The sequence below is a fragment of the Cupriavidus sp. OTU4054 genome (genome assembly GCF_038440175.1).
In the GTDB taxonomy this organism is placed as follows: domain Bacteria; phylum Pseudomonadota; class Gammaproteobacteria; order Burkholderiales; family Burkholderiaceae; genus Cupriavidus; species Cupriavidus pauculus_D.
The window spans coordinates 1-19,175 of sequence record NZ_JASATF010000054.1 but is presented as its reverse complement, the minus strand read 5'-3'; the positions used below and the strand labels follow the sequence as shown (position 1 = coordinate 19,175).

11 protein-coding genes, 1 tRNA gene and 1 other RNA gene are annotated in these 19,175 nt (G+C 67.9%); 7 read left to right on the top strand and 6 right to left on the bottom strand.

Features of this window, described 5'->3' with window-relative positions; all coding sequences use genetic code 11:
• Together AAHB16_RS32220 and AAHB16_RS32215 are read right to left on the bottom strand one after the other, a co-directional pair.
• Positions 1-2,167, bottom strand: a 2,167-nt coding sequence (locus tag AAHB16_RS32220) for a DNA polymerase III subunit gamma/tau (protein ID WP_342052898.1), incomplete at its 3' end; no start/stop codon positions are given.
• A 27-nt stretch (positions 2,168-2,194) separates the two neighbouring features.
• On the bottom strand, positions 2,195-4,756 hold the full coding sequence (locus tag AAHB16_RS32215) for an adenosylcobalamin-dependent ribonucleoside-diphosphate reductase (RefSeq protein ID WP_342052897.1): 2,562 nt from the start codon (positions 4,754-4,756) through the stop codon (positions 2,195-2,197).
• A 63-nt stretch (positions 4,757-4,819) separates the two neighbouring features.
• On the opposite strand from AAHB16_RS32215, the gene ffs reads away from it, so the two are divergent.
• Positions 4,820-4,918: signal recognition particle sRNA small type (gene ffs / locus AAHB16_RS32210), an RNA gene on the top strand.
• A gap of 74 nt (positions 4,919-4,992) precedes the next feature.
• On the opposite strand, the gene AAHB16_RS32205 is transcribed toward ffs, so the two are convergent.
• The 3 genes from AAHB16_RS32205 to AAHB16_RS32195 all read right to left on the bottom strand — a co-directional run bounded on the left by AAHB16_RS32205 (position 4,993) and on the right by AAHB16_RS32195 (position 12,104).
• Positions 4,993-8,589 carry a UvrD-helicase domain-containing protein gene (locus AAHB16_RS32205; protein WP_342052896.1) on the bottom strand — a complete coding sequence of 1,199 codons (3,597 nt, stop codon included), beginning with the start codon at positions 8,587-8,589 and terminating at the stop codon, positions 4,993-4,995.
• Positions 8,586-11,609 (bottom strand): PD-(D/E)XK nuclease family protein, encoded by a 3,024-nt coding sequence (locus AAHB16_RS32200; RefSeq protein ID WP_342052895.1) that lies wholly within the window; start codon positions 11,607-11,609, stop codon positions 8,586-8,588. The genes AAHB16_RS32205 and AAHB16_RS32200 overlap by 4 nt, the downstream gene beginning before the upstream one ends.
• 222 nt (positions 11,610-11,831) lie before the next feature.
• Positions 11,832-12,104 (bottom strand): hypothetical protein, encoded by a 273-nt coding sequence (locus AAHB16_RS32195; protein ID WP_150371299.1) that lies wholly within the window; start codon positions 12,102-12,104, stop codon positions 11,832-11,834.
• A 395-nt stretch (positions 12,105-12,499) separates the two neighbouring features.
• Here AAHB16_RS32195 and trxA point away from each other — a divergent pair, with 395 nt between their 5' ends.
• From trxA to AAHB16_RS32165, 6 genes are all read left to right on the top strand, one after another.
• Entirely contained in the window at positions 12,500-12,826 is a 327-nt protein-coding gene (gene trxA, locus AAHB16_RS32190) for a thioredoxin TrxA (protein ID WP_109580699.1), read from the top strand.
• Between the two features lie 262 nt (positions 12,827-13,088).
• Positions 13,089-14,351, top strand: coding sequence for a transcription termination factor Rho (gene rho, locus AAHB16_RS32185; RefSeq protein WP_137926051.1), 1,263 nt, complete (start codon positions 13,089-13,091; stop codon positions 14,349-14,351).
• 74 nt (positions 14,352-14,425) lie between these two features.
• Positions 14,426-15,283, top strand: a complete 858-nt coding sequence (locus AAHB16_RS32180) for a M90 family metallopeptidase (protein ID WP_342052894.1) — start codon at positions 14,426-14,428, stop codon at positions 15,281-15,283.
• 148 nt (positions 15,284-15,431) lie between these two features.
• Positions 15,432-15,692 carry a type B 50S ribosomal protein L31 gene (locus tag AAHB16_RS32175; RefSeq protein WP_109580696.1) on the top strand — a complete coding sequence of 87 codons (261 nt, stop codon included), beginning with the start codon at positions 15,432-15,434 and terminating at the stop codon, positions 15,690-15,692.
• 66 nt (positions 15,693-15,758) lie between these two features.
• Complete coding sequence (locus AAHB16_RS32170) at positions 15,759-17,540, top strand: ArnT family glycosyltransferase (RefSeq protein WP_342052893.1); 1,782 nt, start codon at positions 15,759-15,761, stop codon at positions 17,538-17,540.
• 1 nt (position 17,541) lies between these two features.
• Positions 17,542-18,894, top strand: coding sequence for an MATE family efflux transporter (locus AAHB16_RS32165; RefSeq protein ID WP_342052892.1), 1,353 nt, complete (start codon positions 17,542-17,544; stop codon positions 18,892-18,894).
• 144 nt (positions 18,895-19,038) lie between these two features.
• Here AAHB16_RS32165 and AAHB16_RS32160 read toward each other — a convergent pair.
• Positions 19,039-19,115 (bottom strand) — tRNA-Asp (locus AAHB16_RS32160).
• Positions 19,116-19,175 lie beyond the last annotated feature (60 nt).

The following is a 19,175-nucleotide window of genomic DNA, read 5'->3' as shown; positions in this document are numbered from 1 at the left end:
CGCGGTTCTGGGACCGGCCGTTCTTGGATCTACCGTTCTGGGATCCACCGTTCTGGGATCCACCGTTCTGGAACCTGCCGTTCTGGGATCCGCCGTTCTGGAACCTGCCGTTCTGGGACCCGCCGCTCTGGGATCCACCGTTCTGGAACCTGCCGTTCTGCGACCCGCCGTTCTGGGACCCGCCGTTCTGGGACGCCCAGCTCTGCTGTGCCCGATCCTGCTGTGCCCGATCTTGGTGGGACCGATCTTGGTGGGACCGATCATGCGGGGCGCGGTCTTGCTGGCCCCGGTCGAATGACGCGCGGCGGCCGGTATCTTCCGGTGCCATGTCCTGCGCATCGAACATCATGCTGGCGTCATAGCCGGGATCGCTGCCATACGGGCCGATCAGCGGCAGATCGGGCGGCATCTCCTCCCAAGGCGGCACATCGCTGCCACCGGCCATTTCCCACGGCGGTACCGAGTCGCTAGCCTGCGCGGCACGCTGCGGCCGCTCGGACGCTCTCGGCGCAACACTCGGCGCGGCACTTGGCGCAACACTCGGCGCGGCACTCGGCGCAACATTCGGCGCAAGCGTCGCCGGCGCAGGCACCACCGCGGCGGCGGGCCGGTTGGCGGCCGGCGGGCGCAGCGGCTGCGCAGCGGGACGAGCAGGCGGTGCGGCAGGCTTCGCAGCCGCCGCAGGCAGCGGTGCGCCCGCCGGCGCCCCGCTCCGTCCACCGCGTCCGGCCGTCGCCTGACGCGCAGCCAGCAGCGCCGCGCGTGCCGGCGACATCGCGGCGTCCGGCACAGCGGCCACGGGAGTGGATTCGAATGCTTCAGCGACCCTTTCGACCTTTTCAACCCCCTCGCTCCCAACAGAGGCTTCGGGCTGCGGGGCGATCTCCGCGACGCCGGCCGCCGGGCCCGGTTTCGGCTCCGGTACGGCAACCACCGCGGGCGGGTCCGCTTCCACTGCCGCAGCCACTCGCATCGCCGGCGCCGCGGCCGGCGCGGCAACGCCCGGTGCGCGCGGGCGCGCGGTCTGGCCGCCGCCGCCCTGCCCCGTCACCGGTGCCGGCGTCGCCGCCGACGGCCGGAACGCAAGCATCCGCAGCAGCGTCATCGTAAAGCCCGCGTACTCGTCCGGCGCGAGCGCCAGTTCGTTGCGGCCGATATTCGCAATCTGGTAGAACAGCTGCACTTCCTGCGCATCGAACAGCCCCGCCAGGCGGCGCACATCGCCCGCCTCGGGCCATTCGTCCTGCACGGATGCCGGCACCGCCTGCGCGAGCGCCACCTTGTGCAGCAGCGACCCAAGATCCTGCAGCGCGCCCGCGAACGACAGGCTGCGGTCCGCCATCGAGTCCGCGATGCCGATCATCGTGGCGCCATCCTCGGCCGCCAGCGCGTCGAGCAGCTGCACGAGGTAGCTCTGGTCGATCGCGCCAAGCATGCCGCGCACCGCGTCCTCCGACACCTGCCCCGCGCTATACGCAATGGCCTGGTCGGTCAGCGACAGCGCATCGCGCATGGACCCATGGGCGGCCTGCGCAAGCAGGCGCAGCGCATTGCCATCGTGCGTGATGCCTTCCTGCCCGAGGATATGGTCGAGGTGCGAGACGATATGTCCCGGCGGCATCTGCTTGAGGTTGAACTGCAGGCAGCGCGACAGCACCGTGACCGGAATCTTCTGCGGATCGGTCGTGGCGAGAATGAACTTGACGTGCCCGGGCGGCTCTTCCAGCGTCTTCAGCATCGCGTTGAAGGCGTGGTTGGTCAGCATGTGCACTTCGTCGATCATGTAGACCTTGAAGCGGCCGACCGTCGGCGCATACACCGCCTTGTCGAGCAGCTGCGCCATTTCATCGACGCCGCGGTTGGAGGCCGCGTCCATCTCGATGTAGTCGACGAACCGCCCGCTGTCGATTTCCTGGCAGGCCTTGCACTGGCCGCACGGCTCGGCCGTGATGCCACCGCTGCCGTCAACGCCGGTGCAGTTGAGCGCCTTGGCCAGAATCCGCGAGAGCGTGGTCTTGCCGACGCCGCGCGTGCCGGTGAACAGATAGGCGTGGTGCAGCCGTTGCTGTTCCAGCGCGTGCGTGAGCGCGCGGACCACGTGCTCCTGTCCGACCAGCGTGGTGAAATCCCTGGGGCGCCATTTGCGCGCTAGAACTTGGTAACTCATGGCGGCGATTGTAGCAAAAGGCAACGCCTACCCACACTCGCCCACATAGCCGCAGTTCGCGCATTTGGCACAGCCGTCGATCCGGTGCAGCGCATGGGCGCCGCACTCCGGGCACGGCTTGCCGGAACCCACGCCCGGCGCGCCCGCCGGCAATACCGCGCCGCCCGGCGTCCCACCCCCCCGGCCCGCCGCGCCAGCCGTGCCGCCGGCGTTCGTGGCCAGCCCCGGCGCACCGGTCTGCGCCCCGCCTTGCCCCCCGCCCTCGCGCTCCGCCAGCCGCGCGGCAAGCTGCGGCGCCGACATCGCGCCGCCCTCCTGGTCGAGGAACCCGCGCTTGATCAGGATCCGCTGCAGCGCATAGCCGATCGCGGCGACTTCCGAGTCGTGGAATCGCGGAATCTCGCTGCCGTCGGGCCGCGTCAGCGTGCCATACCGCACGGTGCCCTTGTCCCAGACGACATTGCGCATATCGGCCAGCGCCTTGCCCACCGGCCCGCCCGACCGCGCGACCATCGACAGCAGCCGCATGGTCGAGGTGATCCACTGCTGCCCTTCGGTCCGCTGCCCCGCGGGCATGAAAAACTCGATCGGCCGCTCGATGGTCACCACCTCGCCGCCCACGACACCCGACACCCGCAGGAAGTTGACCGTGAGGTAAACGGTCTTGTGCCCTTCATAGGTCATGTACTCGACCTTGGACGTCACGCCCTCGAGGTCGCCGAGCGGCCGGCTGTTGAAATGGCGCAGCAGCGGATCGTCGTCGGCCGGCGCGGCGGACACGGCCGCCGGTGTTTGCGTCGCGGATGGGGCAGCCACCGACAGCACTGCACCCAGCACGCTGTTGGGCCGGTACGTCGCCAACCCCTTGAGCCCCGCGCGCCACGCCTCCAGATACAGATTGCGGAACGCCTCGTACGGGTAGTCCTCCGGCACGTTCACGGTCTTGCTGATGCTCGTATCGATAAACGGCTGCACAGCCTCGAGCATGCGCATATGGTCGAGCGCGGACATCTGCAACGCCGTGACGAAGCTCTCCGGCAGCTTGTCCATGTCGTGCCCGAGGTGCCGGTACAGCCGCCACGCGTGATCGGCCACCTCGAACACCTCGTAGGTGTCGTCGGGCCGGCGCTTGCGCCGGTTGTACGTCCACGAGAACGCGGGCTCGATACCGTTCGACGCGTTGTCGGCGAACGCGAGCGTGATCGTGCCCGTCGGCGCGATCGACAGCAGATGCGAGTTGCGCATGCCGTATGTGTCGATGGCCTCGCGCACGGGCGCGGACAACCGGCTCACGAACCCGCCGGCCAGATATTTCTGCGCATCGAACAGCGGAAACGCGCCCTTCTCCGCCGACAGCTCGGCCGAAGCCAGATAGGCCTGATCGCGCAGCGTCTCCGCGATACGCGCCGCCACGTCGCGCGCGGCCTCCGAGTCGTAACGGAGGCCGAGCATCACGAGCGCGCTGCCGAGCCCCAGGAAACCGAGCCCGATGCGGCGCTTGGCGCGCGCCTCCGCTTCCTGCTCGGCCAGCGGCCAGTACGTGATGTCGAGCACGTTGTCGAGCATGCGCGTGGACACGCGCACCACTTCGGCAAACGCCGCGAAGTCGAACCCGCTGCGCGGCGTGAACGGCTCGCGCACGAACTGCGTCAGGTCGATCGAACCGAGGCAGCAGCAGCCATACGACGGCAGCGGCTGCTCCGCGCACGGATTGGTCGCCTCGATCGTCTCGCAGTAATACAGGTTGTTGTCGGCGTTGATATGCGACAGGAACAGGATGCCGGGCTCCGCGTGATCGTAGGTCGCGTGCATGACCTGGTCCCACAGTTGCCGCGCCGGCACGCGCCGGTAGACCCACTTGCCGTCGTCGCGGCGGTAGGCGCCCGCGTCGATCAGTTCCCTCGCGGGCTCGGCGTCGTGCACGAGTTCCACGTCCTCGCCCGCCTCCACCGCCTGCATAAAGGCGTCGGTGACGCCGATCGAGAGATTGAAGTTCGTCAGGTCGCCGCGATCCTTCGCATGGATAAACTGCTCGATATCGGGATGGTCGCAGCGCAGGACGCCCATCTGCGCGCCGCGCCGCGCGCCGGCGGACTCCACGGTCGCGCACGAGGCATCGAACACCTTCATGAACGACACCGGCCCCGAGGCGCGCGAATGCGTGGCGCGCACGAACGCACCCGAAGGCCGGATCGCCGAGAAGTCATAGCCGACCCCGCCGCCGCGGCGCATCGTCTCCGCGGCCTGCGCCACCGCCGTGTAGATACTCGGCTTGCCCGCGTGGGGCTCCGATACGGCATCGCCCACGGGCTGCACGAAGCAGTTGATCAGCGTCGCCTGAATACCGGTGCCCGCAGCCGAGTTGATACGGCCCGCCGGAACGAAACCGCTGTCGAGCGCCCACCGGAATCGCGCGGCCCATGCCTCGCGTTGCCCCGGCGCTTCCGCCTCGGCCAGCGCGCGCGCGACACGGTCACGCACATCGGCGATGGTCGTCTCTTCGCCCTTCGCATACTTTTCCAGCAACACCTCGGTGGAGATGTCCTGCGGGGCCAGCCCGCCATGGAGAATCTGGTCGTTGGCGTTCATGTGTCGATCCTGTTCCGGAGAAAACACAACCTCGATTCGCGGCTTGAGATACAATGCCGGTCGGACGGGCCTCCTCGCATGGTGGCGCGGTCAACCTGGTCAGGTCGGGAACGAAGCAGCCACAACCGTTTTCCGCCAGTGCCGAGGGTCAGGCTCGTCCCCCTTCCCAGTATTTTCAACAGCTTCCGCTTTCCAGATCTGCTTTTATCTAAGATCTGCCTCCAAGCTTACACGCTTCAGAACAACGACCCCTGCTCGCCTTGCGCCGTCATGGGCCGCAGCGCGGACGCGTCGATCCATTCCCCTTCCGCCGTCGCCACACCCGCTTCGATGCGCTTGCCCGGAAACATCGGCGTAATCGCCGCCACATAACGCGCGAGCTGCGCGCCGTATGCCGCATGCTCCTGCGGCAGCAGCCGCAGCTTGTAGTCCACGATCACCACGCGATCTTCGAATTCGACCAGGCGGTCGATACGCAGCAGGCGGCCGCGCGCGTCGTAGAGTTCGACCTCGTTGCGCGCGGACACCGCCGCGTCAGGGAACAGCAGCGGCCGTAGCGCCGGCGCCTTCAGCATCGCGGCGGCTTCCGAGACGGCCAGCACGATCTGTTCGTGCCACTGTTCGCGCGCGCCCGGTGCGCCCGCACCCGTTGCCGGGAACCAGCGCAGGACCGTGTCCGCGTCGGGCACGCTGCCGAAGGCCTGCGGATAGCGCGTGATGCGTTCGAGCAGCGCGTGCACCAGTTCGCCGTGGCGTGCGGCGGCCGCGTCGAACACGATGCCCCCCTCCTCACCATCCTCGTCACCCAGGCCGGCCATTGCCGCCTCTTCCGCCGAAATAGGCGTCACCGCATCGCGGAAGCGTTCGCGGAAGTCCGTGTAGCGGATGCGTTCGCCAGGCGCGCCCGTCATCGCGCGCATGTCGGCCTCGGCATGCGTCGCGGCGTCGGGGTACGCGTCAACGGCCTCGCCGACGCCCGCCGCCGCCAATCGCACATACCAGCTGCCCGCGATCTCGCTCGCGTTCTGCTCTTTCTCCTTGCTCGCGCGGCCCTTCACGCCGCTGACGATCAGCCCCTGCCGCGCGCGCGTCATCGCCACATACAGCAGGTTCCAGTTCTCGCGCTCGGCCAGCGCGGCCTCCGCATCGAACATGGGCTGGCGCGCAAGGCCACGCTCGGCCTGCTTGCCGTAAGCGGAGAAGTGCGTCGGCACGCGCGCCGATGGCGGCCAATCGACGAGAATGCCGGCGCGATCGGGCGCGGGGTCGCTATGGTTGGCGTCGAGCAGCACCACGAACGGCGCCTCGAGACCCTTGGCCGCATGCACGGTCAGGATATGCACGGCATCCAGCTGGCTGTCGCCATCGGTCTCGGGCTCGGCTTCGCCTTCTTCCACCGATTCCCCCATGCCGCCCTCGTCGGGGCTCTCGTCTTCGTCCCCGCGGCGAATCTCCTGAAGCTCGTCGATAAATTTCGGCAGGCTCGGATAGCGGCCGCCGTCGAGGTCGAGCGACAGCTTGAGAAACGCGTCGAGGTTGGCCAGCACCTGCTCGCGAATCGCGGCCGGCGCGGACTCCGCATAACGCCGGCGGATCTCGCCTTCGTGATAGATGCGGTCGATCAGATCGTGCACAGGCTTGTGCGGCGCGAGCGCGAGCCATGCGCGCAGGCGTGCCACGCCCCCGCGCACCGCGTCGGAGACCTCGGGCGGCAGGCCCGTCGCCTCGATGCGCGCCCACCAGCCGCGCGTGGCCTCTGCGCCGGCCAGCAACAGCAGGTCGTCGTCGGACGCGCCGACGATCGGGCTCTTGAGCACATGCGCGAGATCGAGGTCCGACTCGGGCGTCATCAGGAACGCGAGCAGCGCCGAGATATCGAGCGCTTCCAGCGTGGCGAGCAGGCCGCCGCGGCGCGGGCTCAGGCAGGGGATGCCGGCTTCGCGGAACGCGCGTTCATAGTCGGCCAGATGCGACTTGCGGCGGACCAGCAACTGCATGTCGCGCCAGCACGCGCGGCGCTGGGTCTTGCCGTCCTGCACGGGGATGTTGTCGCGGATGTGATGGAGCCACGCGGCCACGCGGCGGCCTTCCTCGAAGCGCAGCGAGTCGCCGAGCGCGGTGCGGGGCTCGCGCAGCGTGTCGCGATGCCCAGTGGCATCGGACACCTCGCCCGCGTCCCCCGCGTCCCCCGCGTTCCCCGCGACCTCCTCGGCTTCCACCAGCGGCAACTGCCACACGGGCCCGCCCGGTGTGTCCAGCGCCGTGGTCTGCGTCTCGTAGAGCGGATAGCGCCCTTCGGCGCGGCCCGCATCGAAGACCGCATTGACCCAGTCGAGCACCTCCGGCCGGTTCCGGCGCGTCCGATTCGTGCGCAGTACCGTCGCGCCGAACTCCGCCTCGAGCATCGCGCTCGCGGTGCCGAACAACCGCGCATCCGCGCGCCGGAAGCGATAGATCGACTGCTTGGGATCGCCCACCAGAAACACCGTGGGCCGCTCCGCCAGCCCCTGATATCCGGCCAGCCAGCCCTGCAGAATGCGCCATTGCAGCGGGTTCGTGTCCTGAAACTCGTCGAGTAGCAGATGTCGGTAACGCGCGTCGAGCCGCACCTGCAGATAGGTGGCCGTTTCCTCGTCGGACATCAGCCGCGCGGCCAGCCATTCGAGGTCGGCGAAGTCCATCGCGCGCGCTTCGCTCTTGTATTGCTGATAGCGATCGAGCAGCGCATCGCCGAGCTTGTAGAGCGCGAGGTTCACCGCGAGCACCGCGGCCTCGCAACGGCGCGCCGCAATCCTGTCGAGCCGCGCGCAGTGGTCCGCATGCCGCGCGAGCAGATCTTCCACCGCGCCCTCGCCACCCGCGGCCTTGACGAGCGCGGCCGTGCGGCGCAGCGAGCGCGGCTTGCCGGCCTGCGTGAAGAACGCCGCGCGCAGATGGCCAAACGCGTCGGCGGCGCTCGCGCCGGGCAGCCGGCCCGCGGCCTGCCACGCGCGAATGGCTTCCAGGCCGGCGCCGAGGGCGCTGGCATGGCCCTGCTCGGTCTTGCCGCCGGTGCCGAGCAGCGACGCCAGTTGCTGGCAATCGTCGAGCCAGTCCTCGTCGCACAACGCCTCGGCCAGCACGTCGGTTACGGCATCGTCACCGAGATCCGCCGCGAGCTTCGCCGCCGGATCGCCACCGTCTTCGCGCAGGGCCCACCACTCGCTGCGCGCATGGAACATGCGGTCGAGCAGCGCGCGCGTCTGGAATTCGCCGATCGCATCGACGAGCTCGGCGTAGGCCGCGCGCAGGTCCTCGTATTGCGGCGAGGCCAGCGCGCGCCAGAACGGCGCCCAGGCTTCGCGCTTCATGCGCAGGGCGTCTTCGCGCAACATCGCGCCCGGCACGATGCCCGACGAGAGCGGCGCGCCGCGCAGCAGCGTGCCGAACCAGCCGTGGAACGTGTCGATGGCCATGCGTCCCGGCGACGCCAGCACCTGCGCGTGCAGCTGCCGCGCGCGCGGCAATGCGTCGCGCGCCGCGTCGGGCGTCAGGCCGCGCATGGTAAGCGCCTCGATGACCGCGTCGTCGCCGGCGCTCGCGAGTTCCGACAGCACTTCGAGCAGACGCTCGCGCATTTCCTCGGCGGCCTTGCGCGTGAACGTGATGGCGAGAATTTCGTGCGGCTGCGCGCCCGCCAGCAGCAGCCGCACGAGGCGCGCCACGAGCAGCCACGTCTTGCCGCTGCCCGCGCAGGCCTCCACCACGACGGAGCGCAACGGATCGCACGCGGCGCGCGTGAATTCGGATTCGGCGACGGGCAGGCCGTCGCGCAGATAGGCGTTTGCACTCATGTCAGATCTGGCAGCGCGGTGGATTCCCAGAAGCCCTTCCGGCACAGGCCGCGCGCTTCGCAATAGGTACAGGCCGAGGCGTCGCCGAACGCGGCGAGCTTCGCGCCGCGGCGCAGGCGGATGACGTCCTGCCGCAGCTGCCGCGCGAGATGATCCACCGCGGCGTCGAAGTCCGGCAGATCGACTTCGCGCTGCTGCCCCGCGGGCTCCCTGCCGCCTTCCTTCACGCCCTCGAGCGCCACCCAGCTGCCCGCGTGCGCATCGGCGCGCAGCAGGCCATAGAACGGCAGCTGGCAATCCTCCTCGACATCGCCGGCCTTCTTGCGCAGGCGCAACGCGCTCTGCGTCTTGTAGTCGAGCACCGCGCGGCTGCCGTCGGCGCCCGCGTCGATGCGGTCGATACGGCCCGTGAGCCGCAGCGGCACGCCGTCCTCCATCGCGATATCGACGCTGACGTCGATTTCGCCGCCCTGCCAGTGCCAGCCTTCGGCTTCTCTCGCGGCCTGCCACTGCACGTACGACGGCAGGACCTCGCGCCAGCGCCAGTAGTAGCCGAGCGCGTTGCCGTCGTCACGGATCAGCGCGCCGAACTCGTGCTCCGAGATCTCGCGCAGCCGTGCCAGGCGGCGATCGTTGTCGCGTTCGTCGCGATCGCGCATTTCCTGGTGGTAGCGATGGAGGACGCGGTGCAGCAGCGTGCCGATATCGCGCTTCTCGAGGTCGTCGCTCATGTCCTCGAGCCCCGCAAGACCGAGCATGCGGCCCGCGAAGAACTGATAGGGGCAGCGTCGCAGCATGTTGTAGGCCGCCGCGCTCCAGCGCGCGGGCACGCGTTCCGGGGCCGATGGCGCGGGCATGCGCGCGGGGCGCGCTTCGGCTTCGAACGCGCGCGGGGCGGCGCTTGCCTCGATGGGGGCGCCGGCGCGGCGGCAGCATGCCGACAAGCGCTCGATCCAGCCGGACACGTGATGCGGTTCGCCGCGGGCGCCGACCTTCTGCCATGTCAGCACGACGTCGTCGTTGTTGAGCAGCACTTCGGCCAGGTCTCGCGCCTGCTGCGCGAAGCGCGCCTCGCGGTCCTCGAGGTCGAGTTCGCGGCGCATCTGGTTGGAGAAGAACATGAGCTCGGCCGCGCTCGACGGCAACTGCGCGTCGTCGCAGCCGACGACGACCACGCCGTCGAAGCGTCGCATGCGGGCGCCGTTGAGCGGCAGGATCGTGATGCGCGACGTGCTGGGTTCGGAGGGTTCCTTGTAGGCGACCGATTCGAGAATGGCCGACAGCATCGCGCGGAACTCGTGCTGTGCGAGCGTGGCATGCGCGCCGGTTTCGTCGCCGGGCAACTCGGCGAGACGCGCGAGGGCGTCGAGCATCTGCCGGCCGGCATCGTCGGCGGCGAGCGCTTCGCGCATCGCGAGCGCGTCAAGCATGGCGTCGAGGCGCGCGAGCCAGACCGACAGCGGCTGCTGCGCATGGCCGCGCGGCCATTGGGCGGCTTCGTCGGCCAGCTGCGCAATGATCGCCCGCGCCGCTGCCCGCGCCTCGCGCTCGGCCCGCGCGGCGTCGGCATCGGCGGCGTCAGCATCGGCAGCGGAAGCGCCGTCGCCGGCCGCCTCGCGTTCGTCCTCTCGCGCGGGCAGCAGGTGCCGCAGCCGCTGCCATCCGCCCGTGATCGTCTCGCGGCGGATCTGTCGTTCGATCAGCGCGATCGCCGCGCCGCGATGCGGGGCGTCGGGCAAACAGAATGGGCTCTTGAGCAGGTCCAGCAACGCGCCGGTGTCGCCATCGCGCGCGAGCACGTCGAACCATCGCATCAGGGCTGCCGCCGCGCGCGTGGTCGACAGCTTCCAACCGGTCTCGTCGCGCACGGGCGCGCCGGCCCGCGCGAGCAGCGCGCGCACGCGCCGCGCGACGATCCGGTCGTGCGCGACCAGCGCGACGTGCCGGCGGCCTTCGTTGAGCCATGCGACCAGCTGGTCGGCCGCGGCAATCGCCTCGTCCTCGAAGCGCGCGCTGCCGATCACGCGTACCGACGGACGCTGCGCCGGCAGGATGTCGGGCAGCGTCGCGTGGCGCGCGGCCGCGCGGGCGCCCGAGCCCCTGCCCGTGCCCATGTCCATGCCCGTGACGGGGCCGCGTTCGTCGCCATCGCGGAAGTCGGGGCCGGCATCGGCGTAGCCATCCTCCTCGCCTTCCTCCACGTCCGGCGCGCGACGCGCCTCGGGCCATAGCGCGAGCAGCGTGCCATACCAATCGGGCACGGCATCGTCCGCCCCGCCCGACCAGTCGTAGCCAACCTCCAGCGTCGGCACCTGCTCGGCCGCACGGGCCAGGAACACGGCCTCGACGGGCACCGGCGGTGTCGGCGCGATCCAGATCACCGGCCCGTCGATCGTCGCCGCCAGCCGCTGCAACGCCCGCCGCCGCGCGGGCAACGGATCGTCGGGCCCCGACAACTGCTGCCAGAACGCCAGCACGATCTGGGCCTCCTGCCCGAGAAAGCGCGTCGACAGATGCGCATAGGTGCGCTCCAGCGCCCCCTGCAGCAACTCGGCCCGATCGTCACCGGGAATCTCGTCGTCGTCCCGCACGGCCGCATCCTCGAGCCACCGCGCGCTGAGCTCGTCGCTGATCGACAGCAGCGTCTGCGCGAGTCCCCACGCGGCCGCCTCGGTCTGTGCCCCGAACGAGGCCCGCAGCCATTCCTGCGAGCGAATCGCCTGCTGCACCGACAGCAGCCGCGCCGCATGGCTGCGCACGGGCAGCGGCTCGGTCTCGAGATCGGGCGGCAGGTCCTGCAGCCAGTGGCCGAGCGTCACCACGCGCGGCAGCAGCCGCGGCGCGCCGCCCGCGCGCGCGGCGGCGTCGAGCGCGGCCCGCACGCCGGGAATCTGCGCGGCCGTGGGCACGACCACATGCGCGGCCGCCGCGAGCGGGCCGCAGTGGTCGAGGAAGTGCCAGGCGGAGACGGCGGCCTGCTCGAGGAAGGCGGGGCCGGGAGGAAACAGAAGCCGGGTCATGTCAAACAGCAGGCCCGCTGTCCCGCGCGATGCGTCGTGCGGGACAGCGGGCCGGTTGGCGTCGGGCGCAAAAGTTTACAGCAGTGGATGATGGGGCCGGGTGTCGGCGCGGGCAAGGGGCATGTAAGGGGCAAACGAGAGGCAAGTGGGGCAGGTAAGGCGGCGGGCAGGGTTGCGGGCAGGCGGGGGCCCACCGGGCCGTCGGCCCGGCTTGCGCAACGCTCAACGATCCGTGCCTTCGAGCCGCGCGCGGATCTCGCGCGCCGTTTCCAGCAGGCCTTCGTAGCCCGAGCGCGCATGCTCGGGCAGATCCGGGTCGCCGATCAGCGTGCCGAGCGTTTCCATCACGCTGTAGACCAGGCCTCGGGCAGCGCCCGTGGCGATGCTGTTGGATTCGACGGCAGTATTCAGATGCGCCAGCGCATCGCCAAGGTGCGCGGCGTCGGGCCTGTCTTCCACTGCTCGCTCGCGGGATTCGGGGGAGTCGGGAGTCATGTCGGCTAGCCTCGGTAAGTGAACACTATAAGTGCATTCTAGAGCATGCAAGCCGCCCCATATTCAGGGAAATCCCTGCGGCAGGCAATGCGCCTGGAATGCGCATGGCGATTGGCCAAAACTCTCGATCCGATTAAAACAATGTTTCACGGCCGGCGTCGAATCTTGGCACAATCTGAACCGTGAGTGCCTTACCCGGTGCGGGTTCAGGCGAGGGTCTTGAAATTTGACAAGCTGGTAACATATCGGTTTCGAGCAAGGCTTCTGGTGGCTTTGTGCCGTCCGGCGAGCCCGCGGAATCTCGTGTATGGTATCGAGCAGGCCAAATCGCCAGATCCCCCGCCTTCAACAATCGCCCTTCAACGTAATTTGAGCGAAACCTGAGGTTTTCCGCCATGAGCGAACAAATCAAGTATGTAAGCGACGCGTCGTTCGATGCCGACGTTCTCAAGTCCGACAAGCCCGTGCTGCTCGACTTCTGGGCCGAATGGTGCGGTCCGTGCAAGATGATCGCCCCGATCCTCGACGAAGTCGCGCGCGACTACGGCGACAAGGTGCAGATCGCCAAGATCAACGTGGACGAAAACCAGCAAGTGCCCGCCAAGTTCGGCATTCGCGGTATTCCGACCCTGATCCTGTTCAAGAACGGTTCGGTTGCCGCCCAGAAGGTCGGCGCGCTGTCGAAGTCGCAGCTGACGGCATTCCTCGACGGTAACCTGTAATCGGTTTTCCGGTCGTTCGGCCGTGGGATGCCCCTCCATGCGGGGGGCATCATCCCAAAGCATGATCCCGCGTGCGTGCGCCAACTCTGGCGCGCCGGCTGGATTGTGCTAAGATGCCTCCAACAATTTCCCCGAGCGTTCGCTCATATTTCCCCCCTTTCCGCTTAGGTTTCGTCCCGCTGTCCTTTCCGGGCACCCCCGATCGGTGCACACCAACGGGCACCCAAGTGGCTTCCCCTACTCCCTTCTGTACCCCTCGTCTATGCACCTGACAGAACTCAAATCGCTTCACGTGTCTGCGCTTCTCGAAATGGCGGCAACGCTCGAGATCGACAACGCACAGCGGATGCGCAAACAGGAACTGATGTTTGCGATCCTGAAGAAGCGCGCCAAGATGGGCGAAACCATCTACGGCGACGGCACCCTGGAAGTTCTGCCCGATGGCTTCGGTTTCCTGCGCTCGCCGGAGACTTCCTACCTCGCCAGCACTGACGACATCTATATCAGTCCCTCGCAGATCCGCCGGTTCAATCTCCATACCGGCGATTCGATCGAGGGCGAGGTCCGTACGCCGAAGGACGGCGAGCGCTACTTCGCGCTCGTCAAGGTTGACAAGGTCAACGGGCAGCCGCCCGAAGCGGTGAAGAACCGCATCATGTTCGAGAACCTGACGCCGCTGCATCCGAACCGGCCGCTCCAGCTCGAACGCGATATCCGCGCCGAAGAAAACATCACCGGCCGTATCGTGGACATGATCGCCCCGATCGGCCGCGGCCAGCGCGCACTGCTGGTGGCCTCGCCGAAGTCCGGCAAGACCGTGATGCTGCAGCACATCGCGCATGCGATCGCGAACAACCATCCGGAAGCGGATCTGTTCGTGCTGCTGATCGACGAACGCCCGGAAGAAGTGACCGAAATGATGCGCTCCGTGCGCGGCGAAGTGGTGGCGTCGACGTTCGACGAACCCGCGATCCGCCACGTGCAGGTGGCCGAAATGGTCATCGAGAAGGCCAAGCGCCTGGTCGAACTGAAGCGCGACGTGGTGATCCTGCTGGACTCGATCACGCGTCTCGCCCGCGCCTACAACACGGTGGTGCCGGCCTCGGGCAAGGTGCTGACCGGTGGTGTGGACGCCAACGCGCTGCAACGCCCGAAGCGTTTCTTCGGCGCCGCGCGTAACCTCGAGGAAGGCGGTTCGCTGACCATCATCGCCACCGCGCTGATCGAAACCGGCAGCCGTATGGACGACGTGATCTACGAAGAGTTCAAGGGCACGGGCAATATGGAAGTGCACCTCGAGCGCCGCCTGGCCGAGAAGCGCGTCTACCCCGCGATCAACCTGAACAAGTCGGGCACGCGCCGCGAAGAACTGCTGATCAAGCCGGAAATCCTCCAGAAGATCTGGATCCTGCGCAAGTTCATCTCGGACATGGACGAAGTGCAGGCCATGGAGTTCATCCTCGACAAGATGAAGCCGACGAAGAACAACGCCGAGTTCTTCGACATGATGCGCCGCGGCGGCTGATCATGACGGAACGCCCTTCGGGGCGTTTTTTGTCGCCGCGTTTTTGTTGCCAATTTCTGCCATGAAACGAGGCCATGTTCGGCAAGCTCTCGCAATTCCTGCGCAGCCGTTCCCGCGCGCGCAAGCTCGAGCAATACGCAATCCCCGATGACCTCTGGGCCAGCACGATCGCGGCCCTGCCCTTCGTCGCGCGCTATGGCGACGCGGATCGCGCCGCCCTGCGCGAGCTGGCCACGCTGTTTATCGCGGACAAGGAATACTCCACCGCGCACGACCTGCCGCTGACCGACGAGATGGTGGTCAGCGTCGCCGTGCAGGCCTGTGTGCCGGTCCTGCGGCTCGGTATGGCGTGGTACCGCGGCTGGCACGGCATCGTGCTCTACCCGGGCGAATTTCTGATCCGCAAGACCGTCGAGGACGAATACGGCCTCGTGCACGGCGTCGAGGAAGAAGCCAGCGGCGAAGCGTGGGAGCATGGCCCGGTCATCCTGTCGTGGCCCGATGTCAGCACGCCCGGCGCGGGGCTGGACACCGGGGACGGCTCGCCGCCGGACACCTACAACGTGGTGATCCACGAGTTCGCCCACAAGCTGGACATGCTCGATGGCGAGGCCGACGGCGTGCCGCCGTTCTCGCGCGTGCTGCATCCGGACGTCGACGCCGGGCAATGGGCGGAAGATTTCCTGGCCGAGTACGACACGTTCGCCGATGCCTGCGATGCGGTGCCGGAGCGGTCGTGGGACCACCCCGAGCGCCTGCCGCCGCGCATGCGCGTCATCGATCCCTATGGCGCGGAAGCCCCTTCCGAGTTTTTTGCCGTGGCGTCGGAGTCATTTTTCGTGGAGCCCTACGGCCTGCGTCAGCACTGGCCGAAAGTCTACGCGGCGCTGGCGACGTTCTACCGGCAGGATCCCGGTGCGGCGATGCCATGAGCATTGCCCAAGGTCTTGTTTTTCTGTCATAATCCCGGTTTGCCCGTTATCGGCAAGTGGTCCGCGCGCCCGCATTACCCGCATTACCCGCACCAACATCCGGCACCAACGCGCAGCGGACTGGCTACCCAACCAGAAAGGAAACACCATGAAAGAAGGCATTCACCCCAATTACCGCGAAGTCCTGTTCCACGATGTGTCGAACGACTTCAAGTTCGTGACGCGCTCGACGATCCAGACCAAGGAAACGATCACGCACGAAGGCAAGGAATACCCGCTGGCGAAGATCGAAGTCTCGTCGGAATCGCACCCGTTCTACACCGGCACCCAGAAGATCATGGACACGGCCGGCCGCGTGGAGAAGTTCCGCCAGAAGTTCGGCAGCAAGCTCGCCAGCGTCAAGAAGTAATCGCTGCGACCAGCAAGCTCCAGAGAGGCAGCATCGGCTGCCTCTTTGTTTTTGTACTCCCCGTCGATGCCTCCAGCGAAGTCCTCCTCCCCCGTCCAACTGACCGCCGCCAACACCGGCGCACTGCCGCGCGTGCTGCTGCTCGCGATCTGCGTGGTCTATGGCCTGGTCGGCCTGTTCGGCCGTGACCCCTGGAAGAACGAGGATGCCGCCGGCTTCGGCGTGATGTGGCAGATGGCCACGGGCGGCACGCAGGACTGGCTGATGCCGAATATCGCCGGCCGTCCGTTCGGCGAGGACGGACCGCTCGTATTCTGGGTCGGCGGGCTCATGATCAAGCTGTTCGGCGGTCTGCTCGGCGCGCCCGACGCGTCGCGGTTGTCGACGCTGCTGTTCTATTTCGCGACCTGCGCATTCGTCTGGTACGCGACCTATCTGCTGGGCCGCCGCGACGAGGTGCAGCCGTTCGCCTACGCGTTCGGCGGCCAGCCCGACGCGCGCGACTACGGCCGCGCGCTGGCCGATGGCGCGCTACTGATCCTGCTGGCCTGCGTGGGCCTGGCCATGCGCGGCCACGAGACCACGCCGCAGGTCGGCCAGGTCAGCTTTATCGCGATGATGTTGTATGGGATGGTCCGCAGCCTGGACAAGCCGATACAGGGCAGCCTCTGGGTGGGCTTCGCGCTGGGCGCGCTGTGCCTGTCCAGCGGCCCGATCCTGCCGATCGCGCTGTTCGTCGCCGCGCTGGTCGGGGGGGCCGTGTGCCAGCCGGTACCGCTGCGCAAGCTGCTGACGATCGGCCTGCCCCTCGCGCTCGCGATCGTGGCCGCATGGTTTGCCGCGACCTATTTCGGCGCGGCCGATCGCGACGAGGCCGTGTCGTTCATCCGCGAATGGACGCGCTACGACCGCCGCAACTATGGCGGCCCGTCGGGACAAAGCCTCGGCTTTATCGCGCGCAACTTCTTCCTGTTCTCGTGGCCGGTGTGGCCGATCGCCGCGTGGGCATGGTTCTCCTGGCGCGGCATGCGCCGGGCCGCCCATATCGCGCTGCCCCTCTCGCTGCTGCTGTTGCTGTTCCTGCTGCTGATCGCGCAGCGCCAGACCGGCGACGTGCAGTTCATCCTGCTGCTGCCGCCGATGGCCGTGCTCGCCGCGTTCGCGCTGCCCACGCTCACGCGCGGCGCGATCAACGCGATCGACTGGTTCGCGCTGCTGCTGTTCACCATTTTCGGCGGGACCGTGTGGTTCCTGTGGATCGCCAAGACCACGGGCTGGCCGCCGAAGATCGCCAACAACGTATTCCGCCAGTTACCGGGCTTCCAGCATTCGTTCACGATCAGCGCCGTGATCTGCGCGCTCGTCGTCACCGCATGCTGGGTACTCGTCGTGCGCTGGCGCCTGTCGCGCGCGCCCAAGCAGATCTGGCGCCCGGTCGTGATCTCGGCCGCCGGCACCACGCTGATGTGGGTCATCGCCATGACGCTGTGGCTGCCGTCCATCAACTACGGCAAGACCTATCGCGATGTCGCGCAGGCCGCCGCCCTCGCGCTGCCGCCGACGTACCAGTGCGTGCAGCCGATCCGCATGGGCAATGCCCAGCTGGCGTCGTTCGCATACTTTGGCCATATCCGCTTCGGCGGCCCGGCCGACGGCTGCGACATCCTGCTGCGCCACGATGCCGTGGATTACGGCGCGCCCAGCAATCTCTCGCACTTCGAATGGCGCCTGATCTGGGAAGGCCGCCGCCCCGCCGACCGCGACGAACGGTTCCGCATGTACCGGCTCGTCGAGGCCCCGCCCGTCGTAGCGCCCACGCGTCCGCGCCGACTGCCCCGACAACCCTGACATGACAAGCGCATTGCAGGACGTCCGCCGCATCGCGCACCTTGCGGCGCCGGTGCTCGTCGGGCAACTGGCACTCGTTTCGTTCGGCGTCATCGATACCGTGATGGCCGGCCGCGTTTCGGCGGCCGACCTCGCCGCGGTGGGGCTCGCCAGTTCCATCTACGTCACGATCTATATCAGCCTGATGGGCGTGCTGCAGGCGCTGGCGCCGATCGCCGCGCAGCTCTACGGCGCCAACCGCCTGGCCGAGATCGGCGTCGAGGTGCGGCAGGCCGCGTGGCTGGGGCTCGCGCTCGCGATTCCGGGCATCCTGCTGCTCGCCTTTCCGGCACCGCTGCTGCGCTTTGCGCAGGCTTCGCCCGAACTGGTGGAGAAAGCCTCGCACTATCTGCATATCGTCGCGTTCGGGCTTCCTGCCGCGCTCGCATTCCGGCTCTATCAGGCACTGAACAACGCGCTGTCGCGGCCGATCATGGTCACGGCGCTGCAACTGCTCGGTCTCGCCCTCAAGGTGCCGCTCAATGCGTGGTTTATCCACGGCGGCCTCGGCGTACCCGCGATGGGTGGTCCCGGCTGCGCGCTGGCCTCGAGCCTCATCAGCTATTGCTGGTTCGTGGTCGGCCTGCTCATTCTCCGCTTCGACCGCCGCTACAGGCCGCTCGGTATTTTCAGCACGTGCGAGGGCCCGCGGTGGGACCGCATTCGCGGCCTGCTGCGGCTTGGCGTACCGATGGGGCTGACCTATCTGATCGAGATCACCTCGTTCACGCTGATGGCGGTGTTCATCACGCGCATGGGCCTGGTCACGCTGGCCGGGCATCAGATCATCGCGAACCTCGGCGCGGTGGCCTATATGCTCCCGCTCTCGCTGGGCATTGCCACATCGACCCTGGCGGCGCAATCGATCGGCGCGCACGATCGCGCCGCCGCGCGGCGTATCTCGTGGCGCGGCATCCGGCTGGCCGCGGCACTGGCCATGGTCATGGGCACGATCCTGTGGTTCGCGCGCGAGCCCCTGCTCCACCTCTATACGACCGATCCGGCCGTGATCGCCAAGGCGTTGCCGCTGATGGCCTTTATCGCGTGCTACCAGGCGTTCGATGCCGTGCAGGTCATGAGCGCATTCATCCTGCGCGCCTACAAGATCGCGCTGATCCCGACGCTGATCTACGCGACGTCGCTGTGGGGCGTCGGGCTCGGCGGCGGATATCTGCTGGGGTTCGGGCTGATTCCCGGCGCGCCGGCATTTACGCACGGTGCCGCCGGGTTCTGGCTCGCCAACAGCATCAGCCTGGGCATTGCCGGCGCGCTGCTCGTGCGATATTTCATGCTGGTAAGCCGCGTCGAACGCTGATTATGTGAATCTCGCTGGCGGAGCGCTCGGCGCGATTATCGTGGGACGCTGGTGACGGCGTTCCGGCGATTATCTACAGGCGAATCGAAAATGGGAAAGACAAAAGAAAAAACCCGCTTGGTATTATCCAAGCGGGCTTAGTTTTGGCGGAGTGGACGGGACTCGAACCCGCGACCCCCGGCGTGACAGGCCGGTATTCTAACCGACTGAACTACCACTCCTTAGTCGGCGGGGGGGGGGGGGGGGGGGGGGGGGGGGGGGGGGGCGAGGGGGCTGGTTGT